This is a genomic window from Echinicola vietnamensis DSM 17526 (assembly GCF_000325705.1).
Classification (GTDB): Bacteria; Bacteroidota; Bacteroidia; order Cytophagales; family Cyclobacteriaceae; genus Echinicola; species Echinicola vietnamensis.
Map to the genome: position 1 here is coordinate 2,154,077 of NC_019904.1, position 26,937 is coordinate 2,181,013.

At 45.6% G+C, this 26,937-nt stretch carries 17 protein-coding genes and 4 tRNA genes; 11 read left to right on the top strand and 10 right to left on the bottom strand.

What is annotated here, in order from left to right; translation table 11 throughout:
- Window positions 1-266 precede the first annotated feature (266 nt).
- Entirely contained in the window at window positions 267-2,510 is a 2,244-nt protein-coding gene (locus ECHVI_RS09015; protein ID WP_041738463.1) for an NADP-dependent isocitrate dehydrogenase, read from the top strand.
- A gap of 121 nt (window positions 2,511-2,631) precedes the next feature.
- Here the strand turns inward: ECHVI_RS09015 and ECHVI_RS09020 are convergent, their stop codons facing one another.
- The 4 genes from ECHVI_RS09020 to ECHVI_RS09035 form a co-directional block, all read right to left on the bottom strand.
- A complete protein-coding gene (locus ECHVI_RS09020) occupies window positions 2,632-3,390 on the bottom strand; it encodes a 3-keto-disaccharide hydrolase (RefSeq protein ID WP_015265661.1) in 759 nt (252 codons plus the stop codon).
- A 53-nt stretch (window positions 3,391-3,443) separates the two neighbouring features.
- A complete protein-coding gene (locus ECHVI_RS09025; RefSeq protein WP_015265662.1) occupies window positions 3,444-3,869 on the bottom strand; it encodes a c-type cytochrome in 426 nt (141 codons plus the stop codon).
- A gap of 27 nt (window positions 3,870-3,896) precedes the next feature.
- The gene (locus ECHVI_RS09030) at window positions 3,897-4,949 is read right to left on the bottom strand and encodes a sugar phosphate isomerase/epimerase family protein (protein ID WP_015265663.1); all 1,053 of its coding nucleotides are present in this window, start codon (window positions 4,947-4,949) and stop codon (window positions 3,897-3,899) included.
- A gap of 187 nt (window positions 4,950-5,136) precedes the next feature.
- Window positions 5,137-6,306 (bottom strand): Gfo/Idh/MocA family protein, encoded by a 1,170-nt coding sequence (locus ECHVI_RS09035; protein ID WP_015265665.1) that lies wholly within the window; start codon window positions 6,304-6,306, stop codon window positions 5,137-5,139.
- A 284-nt stretch (window positions 6,307-6,590) separates the two neighbouring features.
- On the opposite strand from ECHVI_RS09035, the gene ECHVI_RS09040 reads away from it, so the two are divergent.
- The 5 genes from ECHVI_RS09040 to ECHVI_RS09060 all read left to right on the top strand — a co-directional run bounded on the left by ECHVI_RS09040 (window position 6,591) and on the right by ECHVI_RS09060 (window position 11,959).
- A complete protein-coding gene (locus ECHVI_RS09040) occupies window positions 6,591-7,823 on the top strand; it encodes a nucleoside permease (RefSeq protein WP_015265666.1) in 1,233 nt (410 codons plus the stop codon).
- Between the two features lie 42 nt (window positions 7,824-7,865).
- A complete protein-coding gene (locus ECHVI_RS09045; RefSeq protein ID WP_015265667.1) occupies window positions 7,866-8,699 on the top strand; it encodes a hydroxypyruvate isomerase family protein in 834 nt (277 codons plus the stop codon).
- Window positions 8,700-8,733: 34 nt separating this feature from the next.
- A complete protein-coding gene (locus ECHVI_RS09050; RefSeq protein WP_015265668.1) occupies window positions 8,734-10,413 on the top strand; it encodes a GMC oxidoreductase in 1,680 nt (559 codons plus the stop codon).
- A gap of 18 nt (window positions 10,414-10,431) precedes the next feature.
- Entirely contained in the window at window positions 10,432-10,983 is a 552-nt protein-coding gene (locus ECHVI_RS09055; protein ID WP_015265669.1) for a gluconate 2-dehydrogenase subunit 3 family protein, read from the top strand.
- A 67-nt stretch (window positions 10,984-11,050) separates the two neighbouring features.
- Window positions 11,051-11,959, top strand: a complete 909-nt coding sequence (locus ECHVI_RS09060) for a sugar phosphate isomerase/epimerase family protein (protein WP_015265670.1) — start codon at window positions 11,051-11,053, stop codon at window positions 11,957-11,959.
- 499 nt (window positions 11,960-12,458) lie between these two features.
- On the opposite strand, the gene ECHVI_RS09065 is transcribed toward ECHVI_RS09060, so the two are convergent.
- Window positions 12,459-13,037, bottom strand: a complete 579-nt coding sequence (locus tag ECHVI_RS09065; protein WP_245553461.1) for an SH3 domain-containing protein — start codon at window positions 13,035-13,037, stop codon at window positions 12,459-12,461.
- 261 nt (window positions 13,038-13,298) lie between these two features.
- On the opposite strand from ECHVI_RS09065, the gene ECHVI_RS09070 reads away from it, so the two are divergent.
- The 4 genes from ECHVI_RS09070 (at window position 13,299) to ECHVI_RS09085 (ending at window position 13,773) form a co-directional block, all read left to right on the top strand.
- Window positions 13,299-13,371, top strand: a tRNA-Lys gene (locus tag ECHVI_RS09070).
- Between the two features lie 61 nt (window positions 13,372-13,432).
- Window positions 13,433-13,507 (top strand) — tRNA-Pro (locus ECHVI_RS09075).
- A gap of 27 nt (window positions 13,508-13,534) precedes the next feature.
- Window positions 13,535-13,608 (top strand) — tRNA-Arg (locus ECHVI_RS09080).
- Between the two features lie 92 nt (window positions 13,609-13,700).
- Window positions 13,701-13,773 (top strand) — tRNA-Lys (locus ECHVI_RS09085).
- Window positions 13,774-15,304: 1,531 nt separating this feature from the next.
- Here the strand turns inward: ECHVI_RS09085 and ECHVI_RS09090 are convergent.
- The 4 genes from ECHVI_RS09090 to ECHVI_RS09105 form a co-directional block, all read right to left on the bottom strand.
- Window positions 15,305-16,177, bottom strand: a complete 873-nt coding sequence (locus ECHVI_RS09090) for a glycoside hydrolase family 16 protein (RefSeq protein WP_015265672.1) — start codon at window positions 16,175-16,177, stop codon at window positions 15,305-15,307.
- A gap of 13 nt (window positions 16,178-16,190) precedes the next feature.
- Window positions 16,191-17,549 (bottom strand): glycoside hydrolase family 5 protein, encoded by a 1,359-nt coding sequence (locus ECHVI_RS09095; RefSeq protein WP_015265673.1) that lies wholly within the window; start codon window positions 17,547-17,549, stop codon window positions 16,191-16,193.
- Window positions 17,550-17,612: 63 nt separating this feature from the next.
- Complete coding sequence (locus ECHVI_RS09100; protein WP_041738467.1) at window positions 17,613-19,136, bottom strand: RagB/SusD family nutrient uptake outer membrane protein; 1,524 nt, start codon at window positions 19,134-19,136, stop codon at window positions 17,613-17,615.
- 20 nt (window positions 19,137-19,156) lie between these two features.
- Entirely contained in the window at window positions 19,157-22,267 is a 3,111-nt protein-coding gene (locus ECHVI_RS09105) for a SusC/RagA family TonB-linked outer membrane protein (RefSeq protein ID WP_015265675.1), read from the bottom strand.
- A gap of 435 nt (window positions 22,268-22,702) precedes the next feature.
- Between ECHVI_RS09105 and ECHVI_RS09110 the strand changes: the two genes are divergently transcribed.
- Window positions 22,703-23,599 carry an IS982 family transposase gene (locus tag ECHVI_RS09110; protein WP_015264071.1) on the top strand — a complete coding sequence of 299 codons (897 nt, stop codon included), beginning with the start codon at window positions 22,703-22,705 and terminating at the stop codon, window positions 23,597-23,599.
- 14 nt (window positions 23,600-23,613) lie between these two features.
- Here the strand turns inward: ECHVI_RS09110 and ECHVI_RS09115 are convergent, their stop codons facing one another.
- Window positions 23,614-26,544: a ligand-binding sensor domain-containing protein gene (locus ECHVI_RS09115; protein WP_015265676.1), complete on the bottom strand. Its 2,931-nt coding sequence runs from the start codon at window positions 26,542-26,544 to the stop codon at window positions 23,614-23,616.
- Between the last annotated feature and the right edge of the window lie 393 nt (window positions 26,545-26,937).

The window sequence follows — 26,937 nt, forward strand, 5'->3', positions numbered from 1 at the left end:
GTATTTATTGAACAGGGATTTATGGGGAATAGGAAAGGAATATGGCGTAAATCAAAATGAAGTTTTGTGCGATGTGCTGAGCTGTAATGGAGGCAACTGGCTGTCCCTCTGCATATTCAGTCGCAAACCTTTGAATACGCGATATTTTGCGTAATTTAGCGGCAAAATCAAGTGCTTAGGCATTTATACGAGAATTTATTGTTTAGCTAAATACAGCAAGGTTGGCGAGTGATCGCGCCTGGTTGTGTCCAAATTTTAAAATAGAAATGACCACTACAAAAACACCGAAGATCCTTTATACGCTGACTGATGAAGCACCAGCTTTGGCAACCTATTCTTTGTTGCCGATCATTAAATCATTTACTGATTCAGCTGGTGTGGTTGTGGAGACCAGGGACATTTCCCTTTCGGGCAGGATCATCGCTAATTTTCCAGAATACCTCAAAGAGGACCAGCGCATTGGTGATGCTTTGGCGGAGCTTGGTGAAATCGCCAAAACACCGGAGGCCAATATTGTGAAGCTTCCCAATATCAGTGCATCCATTCCGCAATTAAAAGCGGCAATCAAGGAGTTGCAGGAAAAAGGATATGCCTTGCCTGATTATCCTGATGAGCCGAAGGACCAGGAAGAAAAAGGTGTCAAAGCCAAATACGATAAGATTAAAGGAAGTGCGGTAAACCCGGTCCTTAGGGAGGGAAATTCCGATCGTCGGGCGCCACAGGCGGTCAAGCAGTTTGCTCGAAACAATCCCCACAGCATGGGCGAGTGGAGTGCAGATTCTAAATCACACGTGGCCAGCATGTCCGAAGGGGACTTTTATGGCAGTGAGCAGTCTTTGACCATGTCTGAAGCCGGAACCGTAAAGATCCAGTTGGAAGCCGGCGATGGTACCGTTACCGTTCTTAAGGAAGGATTGGAGCTCCAAGAAGGAGAGGTGATCGATTCTTCTGTAATGAGCGTCAAAAAGCTGCAAGCCTTTTTGGCAGAACAAAAGGCGGACGCCAAAGCCAAGGGGATTTTGTTCTCCCTGCACATGAAAGCGACCATGATGAAGGTGTCCGATCCGATCATCTTTGGGCATGCAGTGAAAGTGTTCTTTGCCCCCGTGTTTGAAAAGCATGCGGCTACGATCAAGAAGCTTGGCGTGGATGTGAACAATGGTTTTGGTGACTTGGTGAGCGCATTGGAAAAACTTCCAGCGGACAAAAGAAAAGAAATTGAAGCCGATATAGAGGCCTGCTTGGCTGATAGTCCTGATTTGGCCATGGTAAATTCCCATAAAGGAATTACCAACCTTCATGTGCCAAGTGATGTGATCATCGACGCTTCCATGCCGGCCATGATCCGATCTTCAGGCCAGATGTGGAATAAAAACGACGCCCTTCAGGATACCAAAGCGATCATTCCAGACCGTTCGTATGCGGGCGTGTACCAAGAGACCATTGATTTCTGTAAGCAACATGGTGCTTTCGATCCGACCACCATGGGAAGTGTTCCCAATGTGGGCTTGATGGCGCAGAAAGCAGAAGAGTACGGTTCCCACGATAAGACGTTCGAAGCGGCTGCTGATGGGGCTATTAAAGTATTGAATGCCGCAGGGGAGACCCTTATGGAGCACAAGGTAGAAAAAGGCGATATCTTCAGGATGTGCCAAACCAAAGATGCTCCTATCCAAGACTGGGTGAAGTTGGCAGTCAACCGTGCCCGATCCAGCAACACCCCAGCGGTATTTTGGTTGGATGAGCATAGGGCGCATGATGCGCAATTGATCCAGAAGGTGAATCAATACCTTCCTCAGCACGATACCGAAGGATTGGATATTCGCATTCTGTCTCCAGTGGAGGCTACCCGATTCTCTCTTGAGCGGATCAAGGATGGAAAAGATACCATCTCGGTAACCGGAAACGTGCTTCGGGATTACCTGACCGATCTTTTCCCGATTTTAGAATTGGGCACGTCTGCAAAAATGCTCTCTATTGTGCCATTGATGAATGGTGGGGGCTTGTTCGAAACAGGTGCCGGTGGATCTGCACCGAAGCACGTACAGCAGTTTGTGGAGGAAGGACACTTGAGGTGGGATTCCTTGGGTGAGTTCTTGGCATTGGCCGTGTCATTGGAGCACCTTGGTGAGACCTTTGATAACAACAGGGCCATTGTGCTGGGCAAGACCTTGGATACCGCAACCGGTAAATTCCTTGAAAACGGAAAATCACCTTCCCGTAAAGTCAACGAACTTGACAACAGGGGAAGTCATTTCTACTTGGCCATGTACTGGGCAGAGGCCCTTGCCAACCAAGACGAGGATGCCGCACTGAAAGAGATCTTTACCAAAGTGGCCAAAGCCATGATAGAAAAAGAGGAGCAGGTGATTGCTGAGCTAAACGGTGCTCAAGGAAGTCCTGTGGACATCGGCGGTTACTTCAAACCCGCTGAAGATAAAACTTCCAAGGCCATGCGTCCAAGCCAAACCCTGAACGGGATTTTGGAAATGGTAGTGGCCAGTGTGTAATACCTGACTGATAGTTATAATATGAAAAGGGCTCCATTTTGGAGCCCTTTTTTTAAGAAAATGGGCTGGCAAAAATATTTTGCCAGCCCATTTATTTATTTGAAACAACTGATAGAGTTGTTTACAATTCCTTGATCATAATATTCTTAAACCAGACGTTGTTACCGTGGTCTTGAAGGGCGATTTTACCTTCTTGGTATTGACCAAATCCTTCAGTGTTTTTGAATTTACTGTTGGCGATAAGTTCATTCCAGCTATCGTTCCAAAGGGTGGTCTCCACGGTGGTGACACCGTTGAGCTTGAAGGTTAGTTTGCCTTGGTTAACGATGATCTCTGAAGTGTTCCACTCGCCGACAGGATTTTCAGCTTCCTCAGTAGCCTTGATCAGGTCGTAAAGGTCACCTGTGCGGTGTTTTTCGATTTTGCCATCCGGATGGCCGTCATTGTCCAGCAGTTGGTATTCGGGGCCAGTATTCCAGGAATGTTTATATTTATCCAGTTCTTGTACCAAAAATATGATGCCGCTGTTTCCATTTTCGGAAATCTTCCAGTCCAGCTTAAGGTGGAAGTTGCCATAGACCTTGTCAGTAACAATATCGCCACCACCGTTTACTTGCCAGTTTTCTTTATTGGAAGCGTCCAGGTAGAGGACACCGTCTTCTACTTTCCAGGCAGGACCTACGGTTTCTTTGTTGTAGCTGGTCCACCCGTCTAGGTTTTGGCCGTTAAAGAGTGGAGTCCATTCTTCTTGTGAGGCTGTTTCGGTTTTCACTGCAACCTCCTCTTGAACGGATTCTTTTTCAGTGTCGCCTTTTTCGGCTGAGCCGCAGGCTGAAGCCAAAAGTCCAAGGACGGACAGGGATAATATGGATTTTTTCATAATGTAAAATCGATTAAAAGAGGGTTTTTTAATACCCTCTTTAAGGTTTAGGGTTATTTCTTAAGCATTAGGATGTATTTCACCATTTTTTTGGCATCGTCTTCTGAGAGGCCTGGGTGAGCAGGCATGGGGACCTGTCCCCAAACTCCGTTGTTTCCATCTACCACTCTTTTGGCTAACGTCTCGATGTTTTCATCAGTACTTTCGTATTTCTCTGCTACATCTTTGTAAGCAGGGCCTACGATTTTTCTTTCTACCATATGGCAGCTGGGGCAATCTGATTCTTTTACCAGGGCCAATCCTTCTACGTAATCAGGATTGTCCTTGTACATTTCGTCGAAACTCATTTCTTTCTTTGGTGCAGCAGATTCTGCAGCACTGGTGGTTTCTTCCGATTTGGTGTCTGACCCTCCGCCGCAGGCGTAGGCCATACCGGCAAGTGCAATGGCACCTGCGCTAGCTAATTTACTCAAGTTCATTGGTTCTATAGGTTTGTTTGTATTTAGTTAAATTCCTAACACTTTTTTGTTGAGCGCATCATCGGTACCTGCGGAAGCAAAATCATCAAAGGTCTTTTCGGTTACCCTGATGATCTTTTCACTGATAAACTTGGCTCCTTCGATGGCTCCTGCTTCGGGATGCTTGATGGCACATTCCCATTCCAGGACAGCCCAGCCGTCAAAGCCATATTGGGACAATTTACTGAAAATAGCGTTAAAGTCCACTTGGCCATCTCCTAAGGAACGGAACCTCCCGGCCCTGTCAATCCAACCTTGGTAGCCACCATAGACACCTTGTTTTCCCGTTGGGTTGAACTCGGCATCTTTGACATGGAACATCTTGATCCTGTCTTTGTAGAAATCGATGAACTGAACATAGTCCAAGCACTGCAATACGAAGTGGCTTGGGTCATAAAGGATGTTGGCCCGAGGATGCTGGTTTACTTTTTCGAGGAACATCTCAAACGTCACGCCGTCGTGCAGGTCTTCCCCTGGGTGCAGTTCATAGCATAAATCTACACCATTTTTGTCAAATTCATCCAGAATGGGCAGCCACCTTTTGGCCAATTCCTCAAATCCAGCCTCAACCAGTCCTGCTGGACGCTGCGGCCAAGGGTAAACGGTATGCCACATCAAGGCGCCACTGAAGGTGCCGTGTTTGGTCAAGCCCAGGTTTTTGGACGCTTTGGCAGCATACATCAGTTGCTGGGTCGCCCATTTGGTCTTTCCTTCCAGGTCTCCTTTTAGCTCTTCCGGTGCAAATGCATCAAAAAGCTCATTGTAGGCAGGATTGACGGCTACCAACTGCCCTTGTAAATGGGTGCTCAATTCAGAGATTTCCAAGCCAGCGTCGGCTACGGTTTGTTTGATCTCATTTGCGTATTCAGGTTCTTCAGCAGCTTTTTTAAGGTCCATGAACCTGCCGTCCCAAGAAGGTATCTGTACGGCCTTGTAGCCGATGCTTGCTGCCCATTCACAGATGCTTTTAAGGCTGTTAAAGGGTGCCTGGTCATCTGCAAATTGCGCCAAAAATAGCGCGGGGCCTTTGATGGTCTTCATACAAAAGGGTCTTTTAAGTTTATTAAATTAATCGTTTTAGCAAATGAATTTGGAATGCAAAATACATTCTTTCATGGTATTCTTTAAATATTTTGTCAGCTTTTTGCTCCAAAGTTCCTTGAAAGCGTGTCTTTTGGGGCTAAACGGTGCTCCTGCGCACGTTTACTCACGGAAAATAGCGCCAGACCTAAATTTCAAACTTGGTCCACTTTTGCTCGGATTGGCCACTTTTGACGACTTGCTCTATAAAAGCCATGCCTCTTACGCCGTCTTCTGTTCCTGGAAAATCCAACCATTCTTTTTCTGGTGTTTGGTTGTTGAGCTTGGCCAATAAGGTCCTTGCAAAGTTGTGGTAGTGATTGGCAAACGCTTCCAGGTAACCTTCCGGGTGGCCAGCCGGCGTGCGGGTATTGGCTAGGGCATAGCTGGAAAGGTAGGGAACGTTGGCTCCAGCGCGGTAGATTTGGTCCGGTTGTTCAGGATGGCGGACGATCAGAGAGTTGGCATCTTCCTGCTGCCATTCCAGTCCTGCTTTGTCTCCATAGACCCTGATTTTTAGGTTGTTTTCTGCTCCCGTGGCGACTTGGCTGGCCATGAGGACTCCAGAAGCCCCATTGTCAAACTTCAATAAAACGATGCCATCGTCATCCAAGGTCCGTCCCGGCACGACGGTGTTCAGGTCGGCGCACAGTTTGTCCAGTTTCAATCCACTGACGTACTCGGCCAAGTTCATCGCATGGGTGCCAATGTCTCCCATACAGCCGGCTACTCCACTTTTTTTAGGGTCTGTCCGCCAGGCCGCTTGTTTGTTCCCTTCATCAGAAAAATCTTTCCAAAGCCAGCCTTGAGGGTATTCGACGTACACTTTCCTGATTTTGCCCAATGTGCCATTGGCAATAAGCTGTTTGGCTTCTTTTACCATTGGATAGCCCGTGTAGGTATGGGTAAGACAAAAAAGCATGCCGGTTTCCTGAATGACTTTGTCCAGCTGCTTGGCTTCGTCCAGGGTGAGGGTCATGGGTTTGTCCAAAACCACGTGAAAGCCATTTTGCAGGGCCTTGATGGTCGGATCGAAGTGGGCATGGTTTGGCGTGACAATGCTCACAAAGTCGATGCGCTCTCCTTCCGGGAGTTGTTTTTCTTTTTCGAACATCTCGTCATAGGACTGGTATACCCGTTTGGGATCCAGAAAGAGATCTTTCCCCGCTTGTGCTGATTTTTCTGGTCGGCTGCTGAATGCACCCGCTACCAAGGCGATCTGCCCGTCAATATTGGCAGCAATCCGGTGAACGGCTCCGATAAAAGCGCCCGGTCCGCCACCGATCATGCCCATTCGGAGTTTACGATGGTTCGTCATTATATTTGGTTTTTATAAAACTTAGTGATTTCCTACTGTAATGGATTTCCTGCTTTTGCCATGTGGAAAAGGCCAGGAGTAAAGCTTGAATATTTGATAAAATGCGATATAGTCTTGTGAGTGGCAATGAACAAATAATAGCTACTGTTATACTTTCATGATTGTATTCAACGAAATTAAAATTAAGCTAAAAACACTAAAATTTAAATTATTATTTAAGTAGTTTGGCTTTTTCTTTTTAAGTTGGGAATTAAAATTAACACAAAAAAACCTATTAAAAACCTATGAGTTTCAATACGAAGTTTAAACTGTCCTTTATGATGTTCCTCGAATTTTTCATTTGGGGAGGTTGGTTTGTTACCTTGGGGTTGTTCCTTGGAAACAACTTAGGGACGAATGGAGCACAGGATGCAGCTGTGTTTTCGACACAATCACTGGGAGCCATTATCGCTCCTTTTATCATTGGGTTGATAGCCGACAAGTACTTTAATGCAGAACGGATTTTGGGAATCCTTCATCTGATTGGCGCGGTATTGATGTACCTTATGTACACCGCAACTGATTTCGAATCGTTTTACCCTTATGTGTTTGCCTACATGGTGGCGTATATGCCCACGTTGGCTTTGGTGAATTCGGTTTCCTTTAATCAGATGAGCAATCCAGAAAAGGAATTTGGTGTCATTAGGGTGTGGGGAACGATTGGTTGGATTGTGGCCGGATTGGTGATCAGTTTGGTGTTTGCTTGGGATTCCACGGAAAATGCCGCAGCTGGAATGTTGAAATATACCTTTTTGATGACCTGCATTGCCTCCTTGGTATTGGGTGTTTACAGCTTTATGCTGCCAAAGACGCCTCCAAAAATTGCCAAAGGCGAGAAAAAGTCCATTTCAGAGATTCTGGGGCTTGATGCTTTTACACTTCTGAAAGACCGAAATTACTTGGTTTTCTTTTTGTCTTCGGTATTGATCTGTATCCCCCTTGCCTTTTACTATCAAAATGCCAGTAAATTTTTCGGTGAGATCGGTATGACGAATCTTACCAGTAAAATGGCCTTGGGGCAAGGCAGTGAGGTGCTCTTCATGCTGCTGCTTCCGATCTTCTTTGGTAAATTCGGTGTGAAGAAAACGTTGTTGGTAGGCATGTTGGCCTGGGTGGTCCGCTATGCGTTGTTTGCCTTTGGTAATGTCGGGGAGCTTTCTTTTATGCTTTTGACAGGGATTGCCCTTCATGGGATTTGCTATGATTTCTTTTTTGTTTCCGGGCAGATTTATACAGACTCCAAAGCAGGCGAAAAGTTCAAGAGTGCTGCACAGGGAATGATTACCCTCGCAACCTATGGCGTGGGCATGTTGATCGGCTTCTGGGTAGCAGGATGGGCATATGACACCTATGAAATGAGTGATAAAGTCCACGACTGGAAGACGATCTGGTTGATTCCGTCAGGAATTGCCGTATTGGTAGCCCTGATCTTTGCCGTGGCGTTTAAACAGAAAAAAACTACGCCTGTAGAGGCTTAATATTTTGTCAGAATGAAGCCTCGTAGATCAGCAATAAAGAAAATGATGGTGGGGTCGGCAGTACTTAGCGGCTTGCCCTACTTGAATCTCAAAGCAAAAAATAAAGAAATGTTGAAAGGAAATATAAACCATTCGGTGTGCCGGTGGACCTATGGTCACCTGTCGCTCGATGAGTTATGCGTACTGATCAAAGATATTGGGTTTAATGCCATCGACTTGCTGGGACCTGATGACTGGCCCACCGCACAGAAGTATGGAGTGTACAGCTCCATGTGCAATGGTGCTGAAATTAGCCTTGAGGAAGGTTTTAGCCATTCGGAATACCACGATACCCTCATCAAAAACTATACGGAAATGATCCCCCTTGTGGCCAAAAACGGTTACAAAAACCTGATTTGCTTTAGTGGGAACAGAAATGGTATGGATGATGAAACAGGCCTGCAAAATAGTGTAAAGGGATTGCAGAAATTATTGCCGCTGGCAGAAAAACATGGTGTCACCCTGACGATGGAATTGCTGAACAGCAAAGTAGACCATCCCGATTATATGTGTGACAAAAGCGTGTGGGGCGTAGAGCTGTGCAAGCGGCTGGATAGTGAGCACTTTAATTTGCTCTATGATATTTACCATATGCAGATCGATGAAGGGGATGTGATCAGGACCATTGGTGAAAACCACCAATACTATGGACATTATCATACAGCGGGGAATCCAGGGAGGAATGAAATTGATGATACCCAAGAGCTAAACTACCCAGCGATCATTAAAGCCATTGCGAAAACAGGCTTTAAAGGCTATATTGCTCAGGAGTTTATCCCTAAGGCTGATGACAAGGCGGCATCGCTCCGAGAAGCCATCGCCCTATGTGACATTTAAACCAGAATAACCTAATAAAACCTATAGATGAATTATGGCAAATCAAGAGTATGATGCAATTGTTGTTGGCTCAGGTATAAGCGGTGGTTGGGCTGCTAAAGAGCTGACAGAGAAAGGGCTCAAGGTTTTGCTACTCGAAAGGGGGCAAAATGTAGAGCACGTAAAAGATTATAAGAATGCGACCTTGCCGCCTTGGGAAATTCCCCACAGAGGAAGGCGTACAACGGAAATGGTGGAAAACCATCCTAACCTAAAACGTGACTATGTGCTGAACGAATTGGTGTTGGACTGGTGGGCTCATGAAGATACTTCTCCTTATGTAGAGGAAAAACCCTTTACCTGGTTTAGGGGCTACCAAGTGGGAGGAAGGTCCCTGCTCTGGGGCAGGCAAAGTTATCGCTGGTCCGATCTGGATTTTGAGGCAAACCTAAAAGAGGGTATTGCGGTGGACTGGCCAATCAGGTATAAGGATATCGCACCCTGGTACGATTATGTGGAGAAGTTTGCGGGGATTGCTGGGAACCGTGACGGGTTGGATGTGCTTCCCGATGGGGAGTTTATGCCGCCATTTGCGATGAACTGCGTGGAGAAGGATGTAAAGGAGCGAATTGCCAAGCATTTTGAAGGAAAACGTCACCTGATCAATTCTCGGGTGGCCAATATTACAGAGCCACTTCCTGGGAGGCCAGGCTGTCAAGCGAGGAATAAGTGTTGGTTAGGCTGTCCTTTTGGAGGGTATTTTAGTACACAGGCTTCTACCTTGCCGGCTGCGATGGCTACCGGAAACCTAACCCTTCGACCATATTCCATTGTACACCGTGTATTGTACGATAAAGACACCAAGAAAGCGACGGGAGTAGAAATCGTGGATGCCGAAACCATGGAAACCATCGAGTATAAATCCAAGATTGTATTCCTTTGTGCTTCGGCCCTTAATTCTGCTCACGTATTGATGCGTTCGGCAACCGATATCTGGCCGGAAGGATTGGGCAGTAGCTCTGGTGAACTTGGCCACAATGTAATGGATCACCATTTCCGGTTAGGCGCAAGTGGAACAGTAGAAGGGTATGATGATAAATACTATTTCGGCAGAAGGCCTGGAGGTATTTACATTCCAAGGTACCGGAATGTAGGAGATGATAAGCGTGACTATGTACGTGGTTTTGGCTACCAAGGAGGTGCCAGTAGAAGCGGATGGGGAAGAGATGTGGCAGAGATGAACATTGGCGGTCCGATGAAAGAAGCCTTAACTGAGCCAGGACCATGGAGCATGGGCATGATGGCGTTTGGTGAAATCCTGCCTTACCACGAAAACACCATCAAGATCAGTAAAGATGTGAAGGATAAGTGGGGCATGTATGCACTGGTCATGAATGCTGAGATCAAGGACAATGAGCAGAAGATGCGTAAGGACATGATGAATGATGCCGCTGAAATGCTGGAAGCAGCAGGGGTCAAGAATATCCATACGTATGATTCTGGATATACCTTCGGACAGGGGATTCACGAAATGGGAACTGCTCGAATGGGCAGGGATCCCAAAACCTCCGTCCTGAACGAAAACAACCAAGTATGGGATGCCAAAAATGTGTTCGTGACTGATGGGGCAGCAATGACTTCTGCCGCTGCGGTAAATCCGTCACTGACCTATATGGCACTGACGGCCCGAGCAGCAGATTTTGCTGTGAAGGAACTCAAAAAAGGAAACCTTTAACCCAAAACGACACTAATTATGGCAATGAACAGAAGAGATGCACTGAAGAGCTTCGCCCTGATGATGGGAGGGACCATGGTAGGTGCCAATGCCTTGCTAACCGGTTGTACGCCGGATAAGCAGATAGAAGGGCTCGATTTCAGCCCAGAAGAAATTGACTTTCTGGATGAAATAGGCGATACCATTATTCCTACTACGGATACGCCTGGAGCCAAAGCCGTAGGGATTGGATCCTTTATGGTAATGATGGTAAAGGATACGTATTGGGAGGAAGAACAAAAGCAGTTTATCGATGGACTCAATAGCCTCAGAAAGGGATTTAAGGAGGAAGTCGGAAAGGACTTTATGGATGCTTCCCAAGAGGAAAGAACGGCTTACCTGAATAAGTTGAATGCTGCGGCACGTGAAGAAAATGGACCTAAGTACTTTAACATGTTGAAGGATTTGACCGTTTTGGGATACTTTACTTCCGAAATTGGTGCCACGCAAGCGTTGAATTATGTGGAGGTTCCTGGAAAATGGGAGCCTTGTATAGATTACAAAAAAGGGGATAAAGCCCACGCGATCTGATCCCATAAACGGAACAGTGCTCAGGCGCTGTTCCGTTTTTCTACATTCTTATTATCAAAACCCTACTATGAACAAAAGAAGAAAGTTTTTAAAGCTGGGAGCGGCTTTTACTGCAGGTTCATTTTTGCCTTTGCAGTTTTGTTCTTCTCCCAAAAGTGAAAGTGAAACGGCCGTTGTAGAAGAAGCGGTAAAAGAATCAGTAAAGGAAAAGCTGGAAAGTTTTGGCATACAGTTGTACTCGGTAAAAGGAGATATGGCTGAAAATGCGCAAGAAGCCATCAAGAAAATCGCCGGATATGGCTACAATCAGATCGAAGGGTTTGATGGTGGTAAGGGCATCTTTTGGGGGATGAAAAATACGGATTTCAAGGCCTTTACAGAGGACTTGGGCCTGGACTTCGTTGCGTCCCATGCCAACGTTTTTGAAAATACGGAGAAATTGGCTGCGGAGGCTGGTGAGATTGGTATGAAGTACCTTATCGCTCCTTACGTAGGCCCTCAGGAGTCCATGGAGGATTGGAAGAAAATGGCCGATAGGTTTAATAAGGTAGGAGAAATATGCAAGTCAAATGGACTTCGCTTTGCCTACCATAACCATGGTTATACGTTTGAAGAACAGGAAGGACAAATGCCGCAAGATTTCTTGCTGGAGAATACTGACCCGGAATTGGTGGACTTCGAACTTGATATTTATTGGGCCGTAACCGCAGGAGCTGATCCTGAGAAATATTTCGAAAAGTATAAAAATAGGTTTAGGCTCTGTCACGTAAAAGATCGTGAAAAGGGAGCGCCAGCCGGTGAACATAATGCTTCGACAGTATTGGGTACAGGGACTATTGATTACAGCAAAGTCCTAAGGACAGCAAAGGATAATGGCATGGACTACTTTATTGTGGAGCAAGAGAAGTTCTCTGGCGTCACTCCAATGGAAGCGGCTGAAAAAAATGCAGCCTATCTAAAAGCCTTAGAAATATAGCCTGGAGTAATATCGATCCAGTGACCAAAAAGGACGGCTCGTTAGGGCCGTCTTTTTTGTTTTAGGTAGCTACCGACATTATGTGCTTTAAGGCAAGCAGCATGGTTGTGGGTCAAGCAGAATCGACGGGGATAGCCTATTTCGGTGGCTTAACAATTTGCCACCTTTGGTTTCTATTTGGCCAACGGGTGAACGCTGATAGGATGCTTAAGGCATTGCAAAACTACGTTCATCCCTTTTGACCAGGGTTAATAGTTTTAATGGTTGTTTGCCCTTCGTAGTGAAGTAAAGGGTTCTATAAGGCTTTGGGTATGCTGCTTGGTGATCATGCTCTCAGCGCATCCTTATCATCTGCAATAACCGTTTCCATGATGTCACTCGGTGTCACTTTCTCCACATGCATCCAGTCCATAGTTGAAATGCCTTTCTTTTTGGAAAACTCCCCAGAAAAATGGCTTGGTCCATGATTGTTACAAGCGCTCTGTTTACGGGATTGGCATTATAATTTTGAGACCGCATTCTTTTTTACGTAAGCATCTTGTCCTTCCCAATCGATTTTATACCACATGTCCTCGGAGGATTTGATGATGACCCGGTGTCCAGGGTTTACCTTTTCAATGAACTTTCCTGCCGCCGTAGGTTGCCCCATGATGATGGTTGGGCTTTCTTTTATGATTCCTGATTGAGGCGCCACAAGGAAGTTATTGCTCATAAATACCAACAAAATAAGGATGGCAGATGGAATCAGGTATTTTGGCTGGTGCGTTTTCTTTTTTACAAAGATAAAAATCAGTGAAACAACCAGCAGTAGGGCAAGGGTGCCTGTAATGGGCTGTTGGTAATCGGTAAGGATTTTAAAGAACTGGGCACTGTCCGAGACGGTGTACCCCTTCAGGTCTGGCTGGTCGGTAAGGGATTTGATTTTACTGATGACCTTTGGTGAAGGGTTATGGTCGTAATATTTCGAAAGGTATAAGGAGGCGTCTTCATAGTTGCCCATGCCCTCGGTAATGTATGCCATCTTAAGAAGCATGGCCGGAGAGTATGCTTCGTCATTCTGGAGGATGTCTGTATACAAATTATAGGCCTCTTTATAGCTTTTAGCATTGAACAAAGAATCTGCTAAAATCAGCTTATTGTTATCTGCTTGACAATTAATGCTTTGCAGAATGATGGTTAAAAAGATTGAAAATTTTATAATAAAGTTTCGATTGATGTTTGGCATTTTTAAAATAGTCTCTTAAATTTGCAGTCCAATTACGATAAAGATATAACAAAAAGCAAGTCGAAATTGATAAAAAAACGAAAACCAAAAGTGGTTTTTATGGCTTGAAATCATGATTCCGTAGCTCAGCTGGTAGAGCAATACACTTTTAATGTATGGGTCCTGGGTTCGAGCCCCAGCGGGATCACTTCTTCTTTTCTGGAAAGAAAAGAGCACTGTTCCGAACGAGTGACAGGAAGAAATATTTACGGGGTGTAGCGTAGCCCGGTCATCGCGCCTGCTTTGGGAGCAGGAGGTCGCAGGTTCGAATCCTGCCACCCCGACTTTCATACTTTGTCATAAAAGTATCAGGTCCTGTAGCTCAACTGGATAGAGCAACTGCCTTCTAAGCAGTAGGTTAAAGGTTCGAGTCCTTTCAGGATCACAGCGAGCGGAAAGTAATTTCCGCTTATTTATTGAAAAGCTTACGTTGTACCTAAAAGAAGGTACGGTAGTTTGCAAAAAAAAGAAAATCATGATTCCGTAGCTCAGCTGGTAGAGCAATACACTTTTAATGTATGGGTCCTGGGTTCGAGCCCCAGCGGGATCACATAAAGCCTGACTTTCGAGTCGGGCTTTTTGCGTTGATAAGGGATGCTAAAATGACGAGGCAGGCCTGTTGTGGATCAAGCAGAAAAGTTGGGGATGCCAGTTTTATTCAATGGCAGAACCACGGGTGAAAAAATGCCACAACGTCTCAAAGGCACCAAGTGCATGTAGGTCCTGTATAGAATGGAATGTATAATTGCTATGTGCCTAGCCCCGGAGGGGCGATATATCCATAGCCATGGGGGAAGCCCATGGTGATTTTGCCCATCCAACGTTTTCGGTTTTAGCCGCATTTCCCTCCCTATTCCCCATAACTTCCCGCTAAAACCCATTCGTGCGGATAGTGGAAAACCATGGTTTTAACGCTGTGAAATAATCTTTCACAAGAACATGTCAACATTCATCTCCTCAGAAACATGGCTTGATCCCAAATCAGGTACAACTGATTTTTTCAACTTGGAAAGTTTGGGATAGTTGAGCCTGTCCTTCGGATCAAGCCGAAAAGTTGGGGGCATTTTACAACTTTTAGTACTAATTTCGTGTAGAGAAGCTATCATCCGTGCCGCTGGCACTCCTTCGGAAGGTTGAGGAGCGCTTGAGTTCCTGCGGATGAATCCGCAGGTTACAAAATTTATCGTGCCGCAGGCACTTTGCCCCGATTTGTACCTTGGAAACCGCAGTAGCCTAGGGTGCCGAATGGCGGGATAGGCTGAAAGAATGATTAGTTGATTTGGATCGTACAAGCCGTCGCAGCTATCTGCTCATGTATGGTTTGGCTTGGTTGAGGATAAACCCTAAATATGCGTTGGCAACTGATCATCCTGCCTAATCCGCCCTTGGCGGAGGGCCATATAGAAGGTGCGGGTGACCACCTGCACCAACAATGATTACACACAAAAGGGTAAGTTCCGTAGGAACGGCAGATATAAATGCAAATAGGAACATTTTTTTTAAAGGCGTTTGACCTGTGGAGGAAGTCCATCGTTTTTACGGTATGAAATTTTCTTTTATAAGACCATGTCAATATTCGTCCCTCAGAAATATGGCTTGATCCTGTATAATTGCTATTTGCCTAGCCCCGGAGGGGCGATATATCCATAGCCATGGGGGAAGCCCATGGTAATTTTGCCCATCCAACGTTTTCGGTTTTAGCCGCATTTCCCTCCCTATTCCCCATAACTTCCCGCTAAAACCCATTCGTGCGGATAGCGGAAAACCATTGTTTTAACGCTGTGAAATAATCTTTCACAAGAACATGTCAACATTCATCTCCTCAGAAACATGGCTTGATCCCAAATCAGGCACAACTGATTTTTTCACCTTGGAAAGTTTGGGATAGTTGAGCCGGTCCTTCTTGGATTGGCATTGCCATACAGGGACAGGCCCCAAACGGATGGCTTGTTACCTGTCAAGGAAAGTCATAAAAGTATCATGGAAATTCTAAAAAGACCCTTCAGGAGATCAGGGTTAATATAAAATCCCCGTCAAAATATGAAATATGACGGGGATCCAGAATAAAGAGGTCGATTATGTTACTTTTCAATCATCTTATAAACCCTTACGTAGTCAATCTTGAACGTGGCAGGGAAAGCTTCTTCATCCACTCCTTCAGCACCTCCCCAGTCGCCTCCAATGGCAAGATTTAGCAGGATGTGAAAGGGTTTGTCAAAGGGCCAAGAAGGATATCCTTTGCCGTCGTTGGTAAAGGTGAAAAGAAGCTTGTTATCAATGTAACCCCTGATGGCATAGGGCGTCCAATCTACCCGGTAGGTGTGGTATGCCTCGCTGACATGCTCTACCATCCGGTTTTTGCCCACTTGCGTGCCGTTTTTATGGTTAAAGGCTTCTGTATGGACGGTAATGTGGACGATGCCTTGATCATAGCCGACATGCTCCATGATGTCGATTTCTCCAGAGGCAGGCCATCCGCCATATTCCCAATCGGTAGGAAGCATCCAGATGGCAGGCCATGTGCCTTTGCCCTTGGGCAGGCGAGCTTTTGCCTCAATACGTCCATAAAGGAAATCACCTTTGCCTTTACTGACCAATCTGGCCGATGTAAAGGCACTGTTTTCCTTGGTTTCTTTTTTGGCCGTAATGGTCAATACACCGTTGCCTACCCGCGCATTGTCCAGTGTCTCGGTATAATATTGGAGTTCGTTGTTGCCCCAGCCATGGCCTCCAGTGTCGTATCCCCATTTATCAGGATTCGGATATCCTTCATAGTCAAATTCGTCTTGCCATATAGGCGTGTCTTCAAATTCCCAGCCCAAGTCCTGTGGTGGTTTGGGTGCTGGGATATTTGGGGTAGGGGCTTCAGATTGGCCAGAACAGGCCATTGGGAAAAGCCCAATTACTACAAAGGCCAAAGGGGGGTAAAATAGGTTTGATAGTGTTTTTTTCATGAATTGATAGCATTTATGGTTTAGGAGCGACCGCCTGAATCGTTTGGTTATTTGGAACGGTATTGCTGAAATGGATATTTTGTAAAACGGTCTCCATGGCGGATTTGCCTTCCGTAGGATATGGAGGAGGAATCCTTCTCAGTGCTGCATTTTCACGCTCGTCAAATCGCTTGTACGTCCAGTGGCACCAGCCTATATTGGCTTGTTCTAGTTTTTCAATGTTTTGCTTTAGCCATTCGTTGTCATTTTCTCCTGTCTCGCCCACCCATACGGGTACTTGATGCCGTTCCCTAAAAGCAATGAGGTTGACGATTCGGTTGATTTGGTTCGGGTTTGGATCAGGTACGGTGTCCTCTTCGACGGGAATCCAGTAGCGATGGGCGTTGTAGATAAGGTTTTCGGAATGCCTGAAGGTGGAAGGTTCCATTAGGTCGTAATTGTTTCCCCATCCATTGCCCTCGACCATAATGATGTGCAGGTCTCCCAGGTCCCTGATGGCCGTGATCAGACGGTCAAATAGATCATGAATGGGTTGATTGGAGGGGATATTATTGGGTTCGTTAATCAGGTCATACCAAGCAATCCTGTCGTCGTGGATGTATTTCTTAGAGAGCATTTTCCAAAGGGTTATTGTGACTTCCTGATAGATGAGCCGTTGTTTCTGGTCTTTTCGCTTCCATAGGTCGTTTTTGACCAGAATGTCGGCAATGTTTGCGTCCGTGCCTTGTCCTCCCGGGGCAGCATGAAGATCTAAAATGACGTACATTTCATTGGTTTCACACCAATCCAGGAGCTTGTCCAAAAGTCGGATGCCTTCAAGTTGGTCAGGTTGGGCAAACAGGGAGCCTTCGTCCAGCCATTTGGAAAGGCCGTTGACATAGTGTTTCAGTTGGGTAGTGTCCTGTATGGCCTTGTTTCTCCATGAGCGCTGTGCAGCAGTGAGAAACAGTTCATAATGCATGGGGACTCTTACAGCGTTAAATCCAAGGGAGGCGATGTCATCAATATCCTTTTGGGTGATAAAATTGTCTCGCCATTCTTGATAAAACGCTTCTACGTTTTCAGGAGAAACGCCCTGGTTGTACAGGTGGTTTTTCATTTGCCATTGTGTCCCTATTTCTTCTCCGTTAGGGTTGAGCATGTATCCTTCTTGTAGAAGCCAGCCTCCCAGGCCGACAGCTCTTAGCATTACCTTTTCTCCATGTTCGTTGATGATATGCGTTTGGTCGACGGAGAGCCGGGTTAGCCTATGGGAAGATGCTTTGGAGGAGGATGCTGTATGGTGCCGATTGTTCCCAGAATGGCAACACATGAACAATATAAGGCTACCAATACTCAAAAACAACCTTAACAGATTGGATCGTTTAATCATTATAATGGGGTTAAAATAGCCCTCACGCCAGGTTTTCTGGTCATGAGGGCTTTGGGCATAGGGTTATTTCGTGCCTCCGTATTCTTGGTTTTGTTCGATAAGGGTATTGTCCAGCTCCAACAGAGGAATGGGGAGTATTTCGTGCTTTCCTGATACAAATCCTTTTTCGGAGAGTTCATCTGCAGCTATTCCATTTCGGATAAGGTCAAACCATCTATGGCCTTCCCCTGCAAGTTCGATTCTTCTTTCGATAAGGATGTTTTCTAAGGTCGCCGGTATGGGGGAGAGCCCTACGCGCGCTCGGACAGCGTCCATGAGCTGTTGGGCGCGGCCGCTGTCACCACCTCCTCTAATGAGGGCTTCAGCTTCCAAAAGATACGTGTCTGCCAATCGGATTTCGTACATGTTTTGACGGAAATTGAGTTCCATCACGCCACCTCCCGTAGAGCGGTCAGCTTCTCTTCCAGCGAACTTTTTCAAGAAATAACCGGTGTTCATGTAGCCTTTTTCATAGGTGACTGCACCGGCTTTTTCTAGGCTATCCAAATTGGCGACAGTGGCATGCGATCGGGGGTCACCTTGGATGGTGCTGAAAAACTCTTCGGTAAAGGGCAGGAAGCTCCAGCCGGAAACAAAGTCAGGAGCATCCGGGCTGATGGCATTGTATCCCCTAGGACCGACCATGATGTTTAGCACGTTCCCTTCTGTACAGCCTACACATCCCCAATCGCCGTTTGACTGATTGGTGAAGTTGATTTCAAATATGGATTCGCTGTTGAACTTATTGTCGACAACCCACAAGTCGGCAAAATTGTCCAACAGCTTGTATCCATACTGACTGGTTTCTCCGGGGGTTCCATTGACCGCTGCAAATTCCTGCGCGGCAAGGTCAAACTTTTCCTGATGGAGGTATACTTTCCCAAGTAATGCCCTGGCCATGCCAATGGTAGCCCTTCCTGCTTCTGTGGCCAAATCCACTGTGGCGGGAAGGGTTTGGATGGCGGCATGAAGGTCGCTTTCTATTTGCTGGTAAACTGTGGTAGGATCGGTCTGCGGCACATCATACATCTCACTGGTAGGTACCGGAGAAGTCAGCAAGGGAATGTTTTCAAATAATCTTACCAGATCAAAATAGAAATAGGCCCTTAAGAATTGGGTTTCTGCTGTATACCTTGCCTTTAGGTTTTCATCCATTGGGACTTCGGGGAGTTTCTGCAGTAATACGTTAGCCCTGAATACGCCAGAAAATCCTTTGCTCCATAATTCTCCTTGGGGTCCCGTGGCAGGGTCGAGGGTGTAGTTTGACCATACCTGCAATGGGGTGATGTCGGTAGGGCCTCCACCGCCAGCATAATGGTCGTCGGAAGCAGCGTTTAGGGCATTTTGCTTGGTGACAAAACCATTGCCTGTCCATCCCACTACATCATAAATGGCCACCAGTCCATTGTAGGCTTCTTGTTGATTCTGATAGTAGTTCGCCTCTAGGTTGGTGCCTTTTGGCTGAATTTCGAGAAAGGAATCACTGCAGGCCCCCAGGGTAAGCAGGGCCATTGCTGATGCGATTATATTATTTTTATATGATTTCATGATTGATCGTATTTTGGGTTTTAAAAGCCGATTTGAACACCTAACATATAAGATCTGGCCTGCGGATAGATGCCGCGGTCAATGCTCATCACGCCACCACCAATCTCAGGATCGTATCCTGAGTATTTAGTGAATGTGGCGAGGTTTTCACTCATGACATAAACCCGTGCCCGGTTCATAGCCACTTTACTGATTAGATTTTTCGGAAGTGTATATCCCAGCTGAAGGGTTTTGATCCGGAAATAATCTCCATCCTCAAGGTAGAAGTCAGAAGGGTTGTTGAAGTTTTTATTGGGGTCACCTTCTACGATCCTTGGGTAGTCATTGGAAGTGCCCGGTCCCGTCCATCGGTTCAGCACTTCTGTTTGCCAGTTGGCGTTGCTGATGTCGAGACGTCGTAGTCCTTGGAAAATTTTATTCCCTGCAACCCCTTGACCGAAGAATACCAAGTCAAAGTTATTCCATTGGAAGTTGGCCGTAAAACCGTAAGACCAGGTAGGGGTAGGGTTACCGATAAAGGTCCTGTCTGCTTCCGTTATTTGACCATCTTTGTTTAGGTCCGCCCAAATAAAATCTCCCGGTTGGGCATTGGGCTGTATCATTTCACCATCCGTATTGGTATAGTTTTCGACATCTTCGATGGTTTGGAAGATTCCTTGCGTTTGGAATCCATAGAAGGAATTCATGGATTGTCCGACCGCCGTTCTGGTGATGGGGTAGGAACTTGCCTGGAAGCTTTGCCCTCCCGAGAGATATGAAATGTCTGTGCCCAGATTGGTGACTTCGTTTTCCAGGTAAGAAATGTTCCCGTTTAAGGATAATTCTAGCTCTCCAAGCATCTTTCTATAGCCAAGTTCGAGTTCCACGCCCCTGTTTTCCATGTCTGCTACATTGGCAGCTGGATTGGAGATGGCGCCCACATAACCGGGAATTCGAGGGTTTTGGAGGATGCCCTTGGTGACTTTTTTGTACCAATCAAAAGTGATGTTGAAATCGCCGAAAAGCGTCGCTTCAAAACCGATGTTTGCTTGGCTGGTTTCTTCCCACTTCAGGTCAGGATTGGAAGGGGCATTGGGGCTATAGCCAATGACATAGCTGCCAGTATTTCCGATGGTGTAATTCCTTCCGCTTCCTATGGTGGAAAGAAAGGCGAAATCGCCAATATTGTCGTTACCGACGATCCCATAACCACCCCGGACTTTCAGGAAGTCCACTACGGGATTGGTCGGCCAAAATGCTTCTTGCGTGATCACCCAGCCTGCGGAAAAGGAAGGGAAGATGCCGTAGCGGTTGTTTGGCCCAAACCGAGAGGAGCCGTCTCTTCGCACCAGTGCTTCCAAGAGATACTTTTCGGTATAATTGTAATTGGCTCGTGCAAAAAGAGAACTTACCGTATGCCCCGCTCCTTCTGAGCCATCCGCATTTCGCTGGTCATTGGGGACTTTGAAGTTTAGGGATGCGTCCTCGAAGTTGTTTGCCGGGACATTGAAGAACGTTACTGTTGCGCTTCTTCCCCGATTGTCCAAATAAGCTCCTTGCCCTAGCAGAACGGTGAAATTGTGCTGATCGATTGCCTTGGAGTAGGATATGGTGTTTTCCAGGTTCCAGTCAAACCTTCTGTTTTGGTTGCGGGTAAAGTTGGTTTGGTTAGAAACAGTGGTGGCGTTTAAGTAGAAGATGGGCGTAAATGATTCGCTTCCCCAATAGGAAAGTTTGGCGCCTAATGTTGACCTCAACTTAAGTCCTTTGATGGGCTCGGCTTCCGCATAAACGTTCCCTACAAAATTATCCGACCAGCTGTAATTGCCCAAGCGTGTTTGGGTGTAAGCAAGTGGATTGGTCATCTCCTGGGCCACGATGGTGGAAATTCCGTATGGACGGCCCATGGCATCGCGTATGACAGGATTGGTGCTGTACGGCGGCTGACCGGCAATGTTGGGATCTGAGATAATTGCCGGGGTCATCGGATCCAGGTTTATGGCAGAACTGAGCGGTCCGCCAAATTCACTGTTGGTGTTTCCCAGCCCGATGGATTTGTCATGGGCATAGCCAAGGTTTTGGCCCACTTTTAGCCATGAGGCAAGTTGATGCTCCGAATTTAAGCGGAAGTTGATTCTTTTGTACTTTGAAATTTCACTGGCGACAATGCCTTCCTGGTCCAAATAGCCAAAAGATGTATAAAAAGTGGATTTTTCGTTACCACCACTGATACTCAATTCATGGTTTTGTCTTTGGGCACTGTTGTTAAAGATCAAGTCCTGCCAATCTGTGCCAGCGCCATAACTTGCCGGATTTGAGAATGGAGCGGTGTTGCCCGCGTTAGTGGCCGCTTCATTTCGGATCATGGCATATTGGCTGGCATCCAGGAGGTCCAGCTTCTTCGCTGGGGCAGAGGTGCCGTAATAGCCGTTGTAGTTGACTCGAATTTTGCCAGCTTCACCTTTTTTGGTCGTGACAAGGATCACTCCGGCTGCAGCCCTGGCACCATAAATGGCTTGGGAAGCGGCGTCTTTGAGTACTTCGATGGATTCGATGTCGGATTGGTTCAGGTAGCCAATTCCGCCGTTGTCCACCACTACTCCGTCGACTACCCATAGCGGGTCGTTATTGCCAAAGGTGGTCAAGCCACGAACCCGTACCGTGGCCCCCGAACCGGGTTGGCCAGAGCTGGAGGCAATGGTAAGTCCTGAGGTACGTCCTTGGAGGGCCTGTTCTACCCGGTTGATGGGCATACTTTCTAAATCACTGGCTTTTACACTGGAAATGGCTCCGGTGACGACGCTTTTTTTCTGTACACCATACCCAACCACGACGACTTCTTCCAGCGCACTGAGGTTTTCTTCCAGTTGGACGTTGAGGTTGGTTTGGTTACTGATCGTGACTTTTTGTGGCTTCATGCCCAAAAGACTAAAAACGAGTGTACTTCCTGAGGGGGCTTGGATGGAGTATTTTCCGTCTACATCTGTAATGGTCCCTGTGCCGGAACCTTCGATCATTACTGCTACACCGGGGAGGGGCTCCCCGTTACTTTTAAGGGTTACGTTACCTGTTATCTCATTGTTCTGCGCATAGCTTAGCATGGGCAGGAGGAGAAGACAGGAAATGAAGAAAATGGTAATTCTTCTTTCCATAGGTTTCTGGGTTAGGTTATTTTATAATTTATTCATCGGCTTTAGGTCCTGTGTTAGGCTAAAACCTGTTGCCAAAGGTAGGTGAAGGAAGAGGGTGGGAGAAATAAAATACCCCTACATAACCCCTACAAAATAATTGAAAATGGCCTTTTCAGGCCATTTGAGGCACTACATGTGTACTACACTAGGATTCTGGAGCAAAAAAAATGCTTATTACCTGAGTTCGATTAATAATTCCCCATAAATTGTCCGCCAAGAAACGTTCAAGCAAGAATAACACAAAAATTAATGTTAAAATTTATTTTATAAAAAAATTCACATATATAGATAATATTTTCTATGTATTTAATTAAAAACTATAATTAGAAACATAGAAAAAGCCATGTTTTTTCGTTATATTAAAGTGTTGAAGTTCAATACATTAACTACTAAAACATGACCTTAACTGACTCCAAAATTACCGAAATTTTCTATCTTATCGATGAATTCTGCATCCAATTTGAAAAATCCACTGAAAAACATATTCTTGGAAACAGGCCCAAGAGAAGGCCCAGAATGAGCCTGAGCGAAGTCATTACCATTATGGTGATGTTCCATACCGGGGGATTCCGAAACATGAAACACTTTTATCTCTATTTTATCAAAGTCCATAAAAAACACCTTTTCCCCCAGACCGTTTCCTACAACAGGTTTGTTGAACTGATGCAATCCGCCACCCTTCCGATGACTATATTCCTGAAAACCTGTTGTTTAGGAGAGGGGACAGGTATTGCGTTTATCGACTCAACTCCGATCAGGGTATGCAAAAACAAAAGGATAAAAAGGAACAAGGTTTTCAAAGATATTGCCCAGGTGGGCAAATCCACCATGGGATATTTCTTCGGCTTCAAGCTCCACCTGGTCATCAATGACAAAGGGGAGCTGTTAAACTTTGTGGTCACCCAGGCCAATGTTGATGACAGGGAGCCGCTTAGGAACAAAAGTTTCGTAAATAACCTAAAGGGGAAATTATATGCGGACAAAGGCTATGTTTCAAAGGATTTGACCGAATTGTTGTTTTCAGACGGGCTTCACCTAATTGCCAATATTAGGAATAATATGAAGAATGTCCTTATGGAAATGAAGGACAAAATCATGCTCAGAAAACGATCTGTTATTGAAACGGTAAATGATGAATTGAAAAACATGTGTCAGATCGAACATTCCAGGCACCGCTCTTTTGGAAATTTCATCACCAACATGATTTCAGGACTCATTGCCTACTCATTTTTCCCTAAAAAGCCCGCAATCAAATACCAAACAGTCCAAACTAACCAAATAGCCCTGTTTTAAAATCGAACTCAGGTTTATTGGTTTTGTGGATGGGGAGGGGGTGTTTGATCGGAGGAGCCCGTGGTCTGGACCAAGAAGTCAAAGAGATTCGTTTCCGGTGAAAGTTGGAGTTTTTTACGCAATCGGTACCTGCCCACCTCTACGGCTTTGAGGGATATGCTCAGTAGTTGGGCGATCTCTTTCGAGGAAAGGTTCATTTTTAGAAAAGCGCAAAGCTTGAGCTCGTTTGGCGTCAACTCAGGAAACTTTTCTTTTAGAATGCTCAGGAAGTTGGAATGGACATGGTCAAAATGTATGGAGAAACGGTCCCAGTCACTATCACTTCGCTCCACCTCGCTGATGAGCTTAAGGAGACGTTTAAAATCGGTGGACTCGTTTTCCAGTTTATGGTTTTTGCCCAATACCATGAGTTCCTCTTTGATTTTGGTAAGCACCTTTCCCCGTTGGACCAGGTGCATGGTGGTGGAGGCGAGCTCTTGGTTTTTGAAGTTGATGTCTGCTCGAAGCTTATCGTTTTTGAGCTTTACGATTTCCTTTTCATTTTTATCCAATTCCAACTGGTGAAAATGCTTTAGATGAGCCTGTTCCTTTAAGTGTTTTTTCTTTTGCCATTTCAGTACCACGTAAATGATCCCACTTAAGATCAGCAGATACAATATATAGCTCCAGAGGGTGTTATACCAAGCAGGGAGAACGGTGAAGGTGTACGTGCTAACACGAGACTCATTTCCCAGGTTGTTTCTTGATTTTACCTTGAAGGAATATTGGCCTGCGGGTAAATTGGTGTAGTCTTTTTCGCTTTTACCACTCCAATGGGACCAAGAGCGATCAAAGCCTTCTAGCATATAAGAGTACTCTATGGTGCTGAATTGGCCAAAAAGTGTGCTCGAAAACTCAAAATGGAAGGAATTCCAAGAAGAAGGGACAGAAGGGGCATCGTCGGTTTGGGCAGCCGCTAATGGTTTGTGGCCACCAAAAAGTACACTGTCCTTTTTGCCAAACAGGCTCACTTCACCGATGAGCACGTCGGGAGGGGTGATGTTTTTGCGGTATTTCTCAAAATTGATGTGGAAAAACCCTTTGTTTGCACCAATTAAAATATTTTGTTGGTCTATAGGGTAAATGCTTTCATGTCCACCGACTACTTTTCCGGATAGTTCAGGTAGGTGGGTGATGGTGAATGGCTGTTCCGCAGTGGATTGGGTGAAATCTATCACACTTACGTTTTTATTTGAAACGTACCAGATGTTTCCTTCACCATCTTCTTTTAGATATTGTAAGCTGGTGCCTTTTAGGGTTCTATTGACGATTTGGGATGGGATGAACCGGTCTTCCTGTCCATCGTATTCGTAAATACCATCTTCGGTGGCGACCACAATTTTATTCTTTATCCTGTAGATATAATTATATAAGTCTGAGGGTAAGCCTTCCTTTGCGGTATAGACCTTCGTCGCTGTAATTTTGGAATGATCTGAGGAGAGGTCTAGCCTAAAGATTCCCCTGTAGGGATGAGAGCCCCAAATGCGGTTGTTTTGGTAATCCATCACCATAAAGCGCAATGATTCTGAAAATCCCTCAAGAGCACGGTGATGCCCGAAAGCTCCGGACTGATAGGCTATTTGGTAAAGCCCCGTATAGGTGCCTATAAAGACATCATGGCTAGGAAGGATGGGCGAGGCCGGCTGAAATAGCCAGGTCCCTGGCGCAGGATAAATCTGAAAAGCGGTGTTGTTTTCGATAAAGAAAGCACCATCTTCATGGGCCATAAGCAACTGGTCATTGATGGTTTGGAGATTCCATACCTGGCCTGTGCTGTATTTGACTGGGGAAAACCTGCCTTTACTATAACTGAGGTCTTCTGTTTGTTCTGAGAAGTCAAATTGATAGAGCCCGTCAGCAGTTCCGACGTACAAATGGTCGTGATGGTAAGCGGCAGCGTAACCCGTTACCCTTTTGTCTTTGTCAGGGTGGATTTGTTTGATGGCTCCATTAATGGCGATATAGTCGATGCCATCATCCAGCCCTAGCCACAGGCCTTTATTCTTGTCCACAAAAATGCTGCGGACATTATTGGTCTGCATCCCTTCCCTGTAGGCATAGTGCTGTACGAGCTTTCCTCTCTGGTCCATGATGAGGAGGCCGGAGGACTTGGTGCCCATCGTGATCCATTTTTCGTTTATCCGTGTGATGCAGTTTAGTCGGTGATGCGTGAGCAAAGAATCAAAACTGGTGGTGACATGAGATAGTGTCTTATGATGGATAAGGAACAGGCCTTGGTCTGGAGTGGAGAGCAAGAGAGAGTCTTTTCCTGATTTGATGATGCCGTTGATGTCAGGGAAGTCATTACCGGAGTGGGGCAGGACGGGTTGCCAAACTTCCCCGTTAAAGCTTAGTAATCCATGTGCTGCTGCTTGCGCATATACCTGTCCATCTACCACCTCTAGGTAATTCCATTCAGTGTCCGTTTTATATACACGGATGCTATTTCCTTTGTAATGAAATAGCTTGGTGTTTTCTAAAAAAAACACTTCATCATTGTGCACCGCAATGTTCCAGATATCCGCAAAATTCCTGTCATTTTCTGGAATCAGGTCTTTTAGGGAAGTGAATTGGAGGGTTCCGTTTTTCCGAGGGGAAAAATATCCAATTTCATCCTGGCCGCCGACGAAAATTCTTCCCGTTTTGTCAAGCTTTACCGACCTGATTATGGTTTGATTGGGAAGTTGGTGGAGGCTCCAATATTGACCGTTAAATGTGAGTAGTCCTTCGTTGTTACCAAAGTAAAGGATGCCATTGTCGTCTTGGACCGTAGACCAATTTTGCAGCCCTGCTTTATATTCCAGATTGTTGTAGTTAATAATGGTAGGAGAGGCCAATTGGCGTTGCCCAATGCTGAGTTTACTCAGTGCCATCAATATAAATATCGTCAGTAAAGCTTGCCGCATTAATGATTTTTTGGGTTAATGATAAATTAAAGCCCCTAATAATAGTAAAATATTTTAGATAAAGTGAAAAACACCTGTTTGGGATTTTGTCCTTAACGGGGTGTATGAAGCAACGTGGATGGTAGGAACCGAAATGCGTTTATTGAAATTATCGTTAGCGAATCTAAGGGATTTATATTGGAAATAGTGCCTTTGATATACAAATGATGTCATAGTTTTTATGTGTGACGTTTTTGAAAGTATATTTAATAGTAGTCGAAGAAAGTATCGAAGGACTTGAGGCTTTGTTTTAGAGGTTGGTTTTTGTTTTTTGTTATGGTCAAATACCAAGGATCGATTTGGTTTTTGAAGGGAATCGCAGGTGTTTTATACGTGAAATATTATGTTATCAGT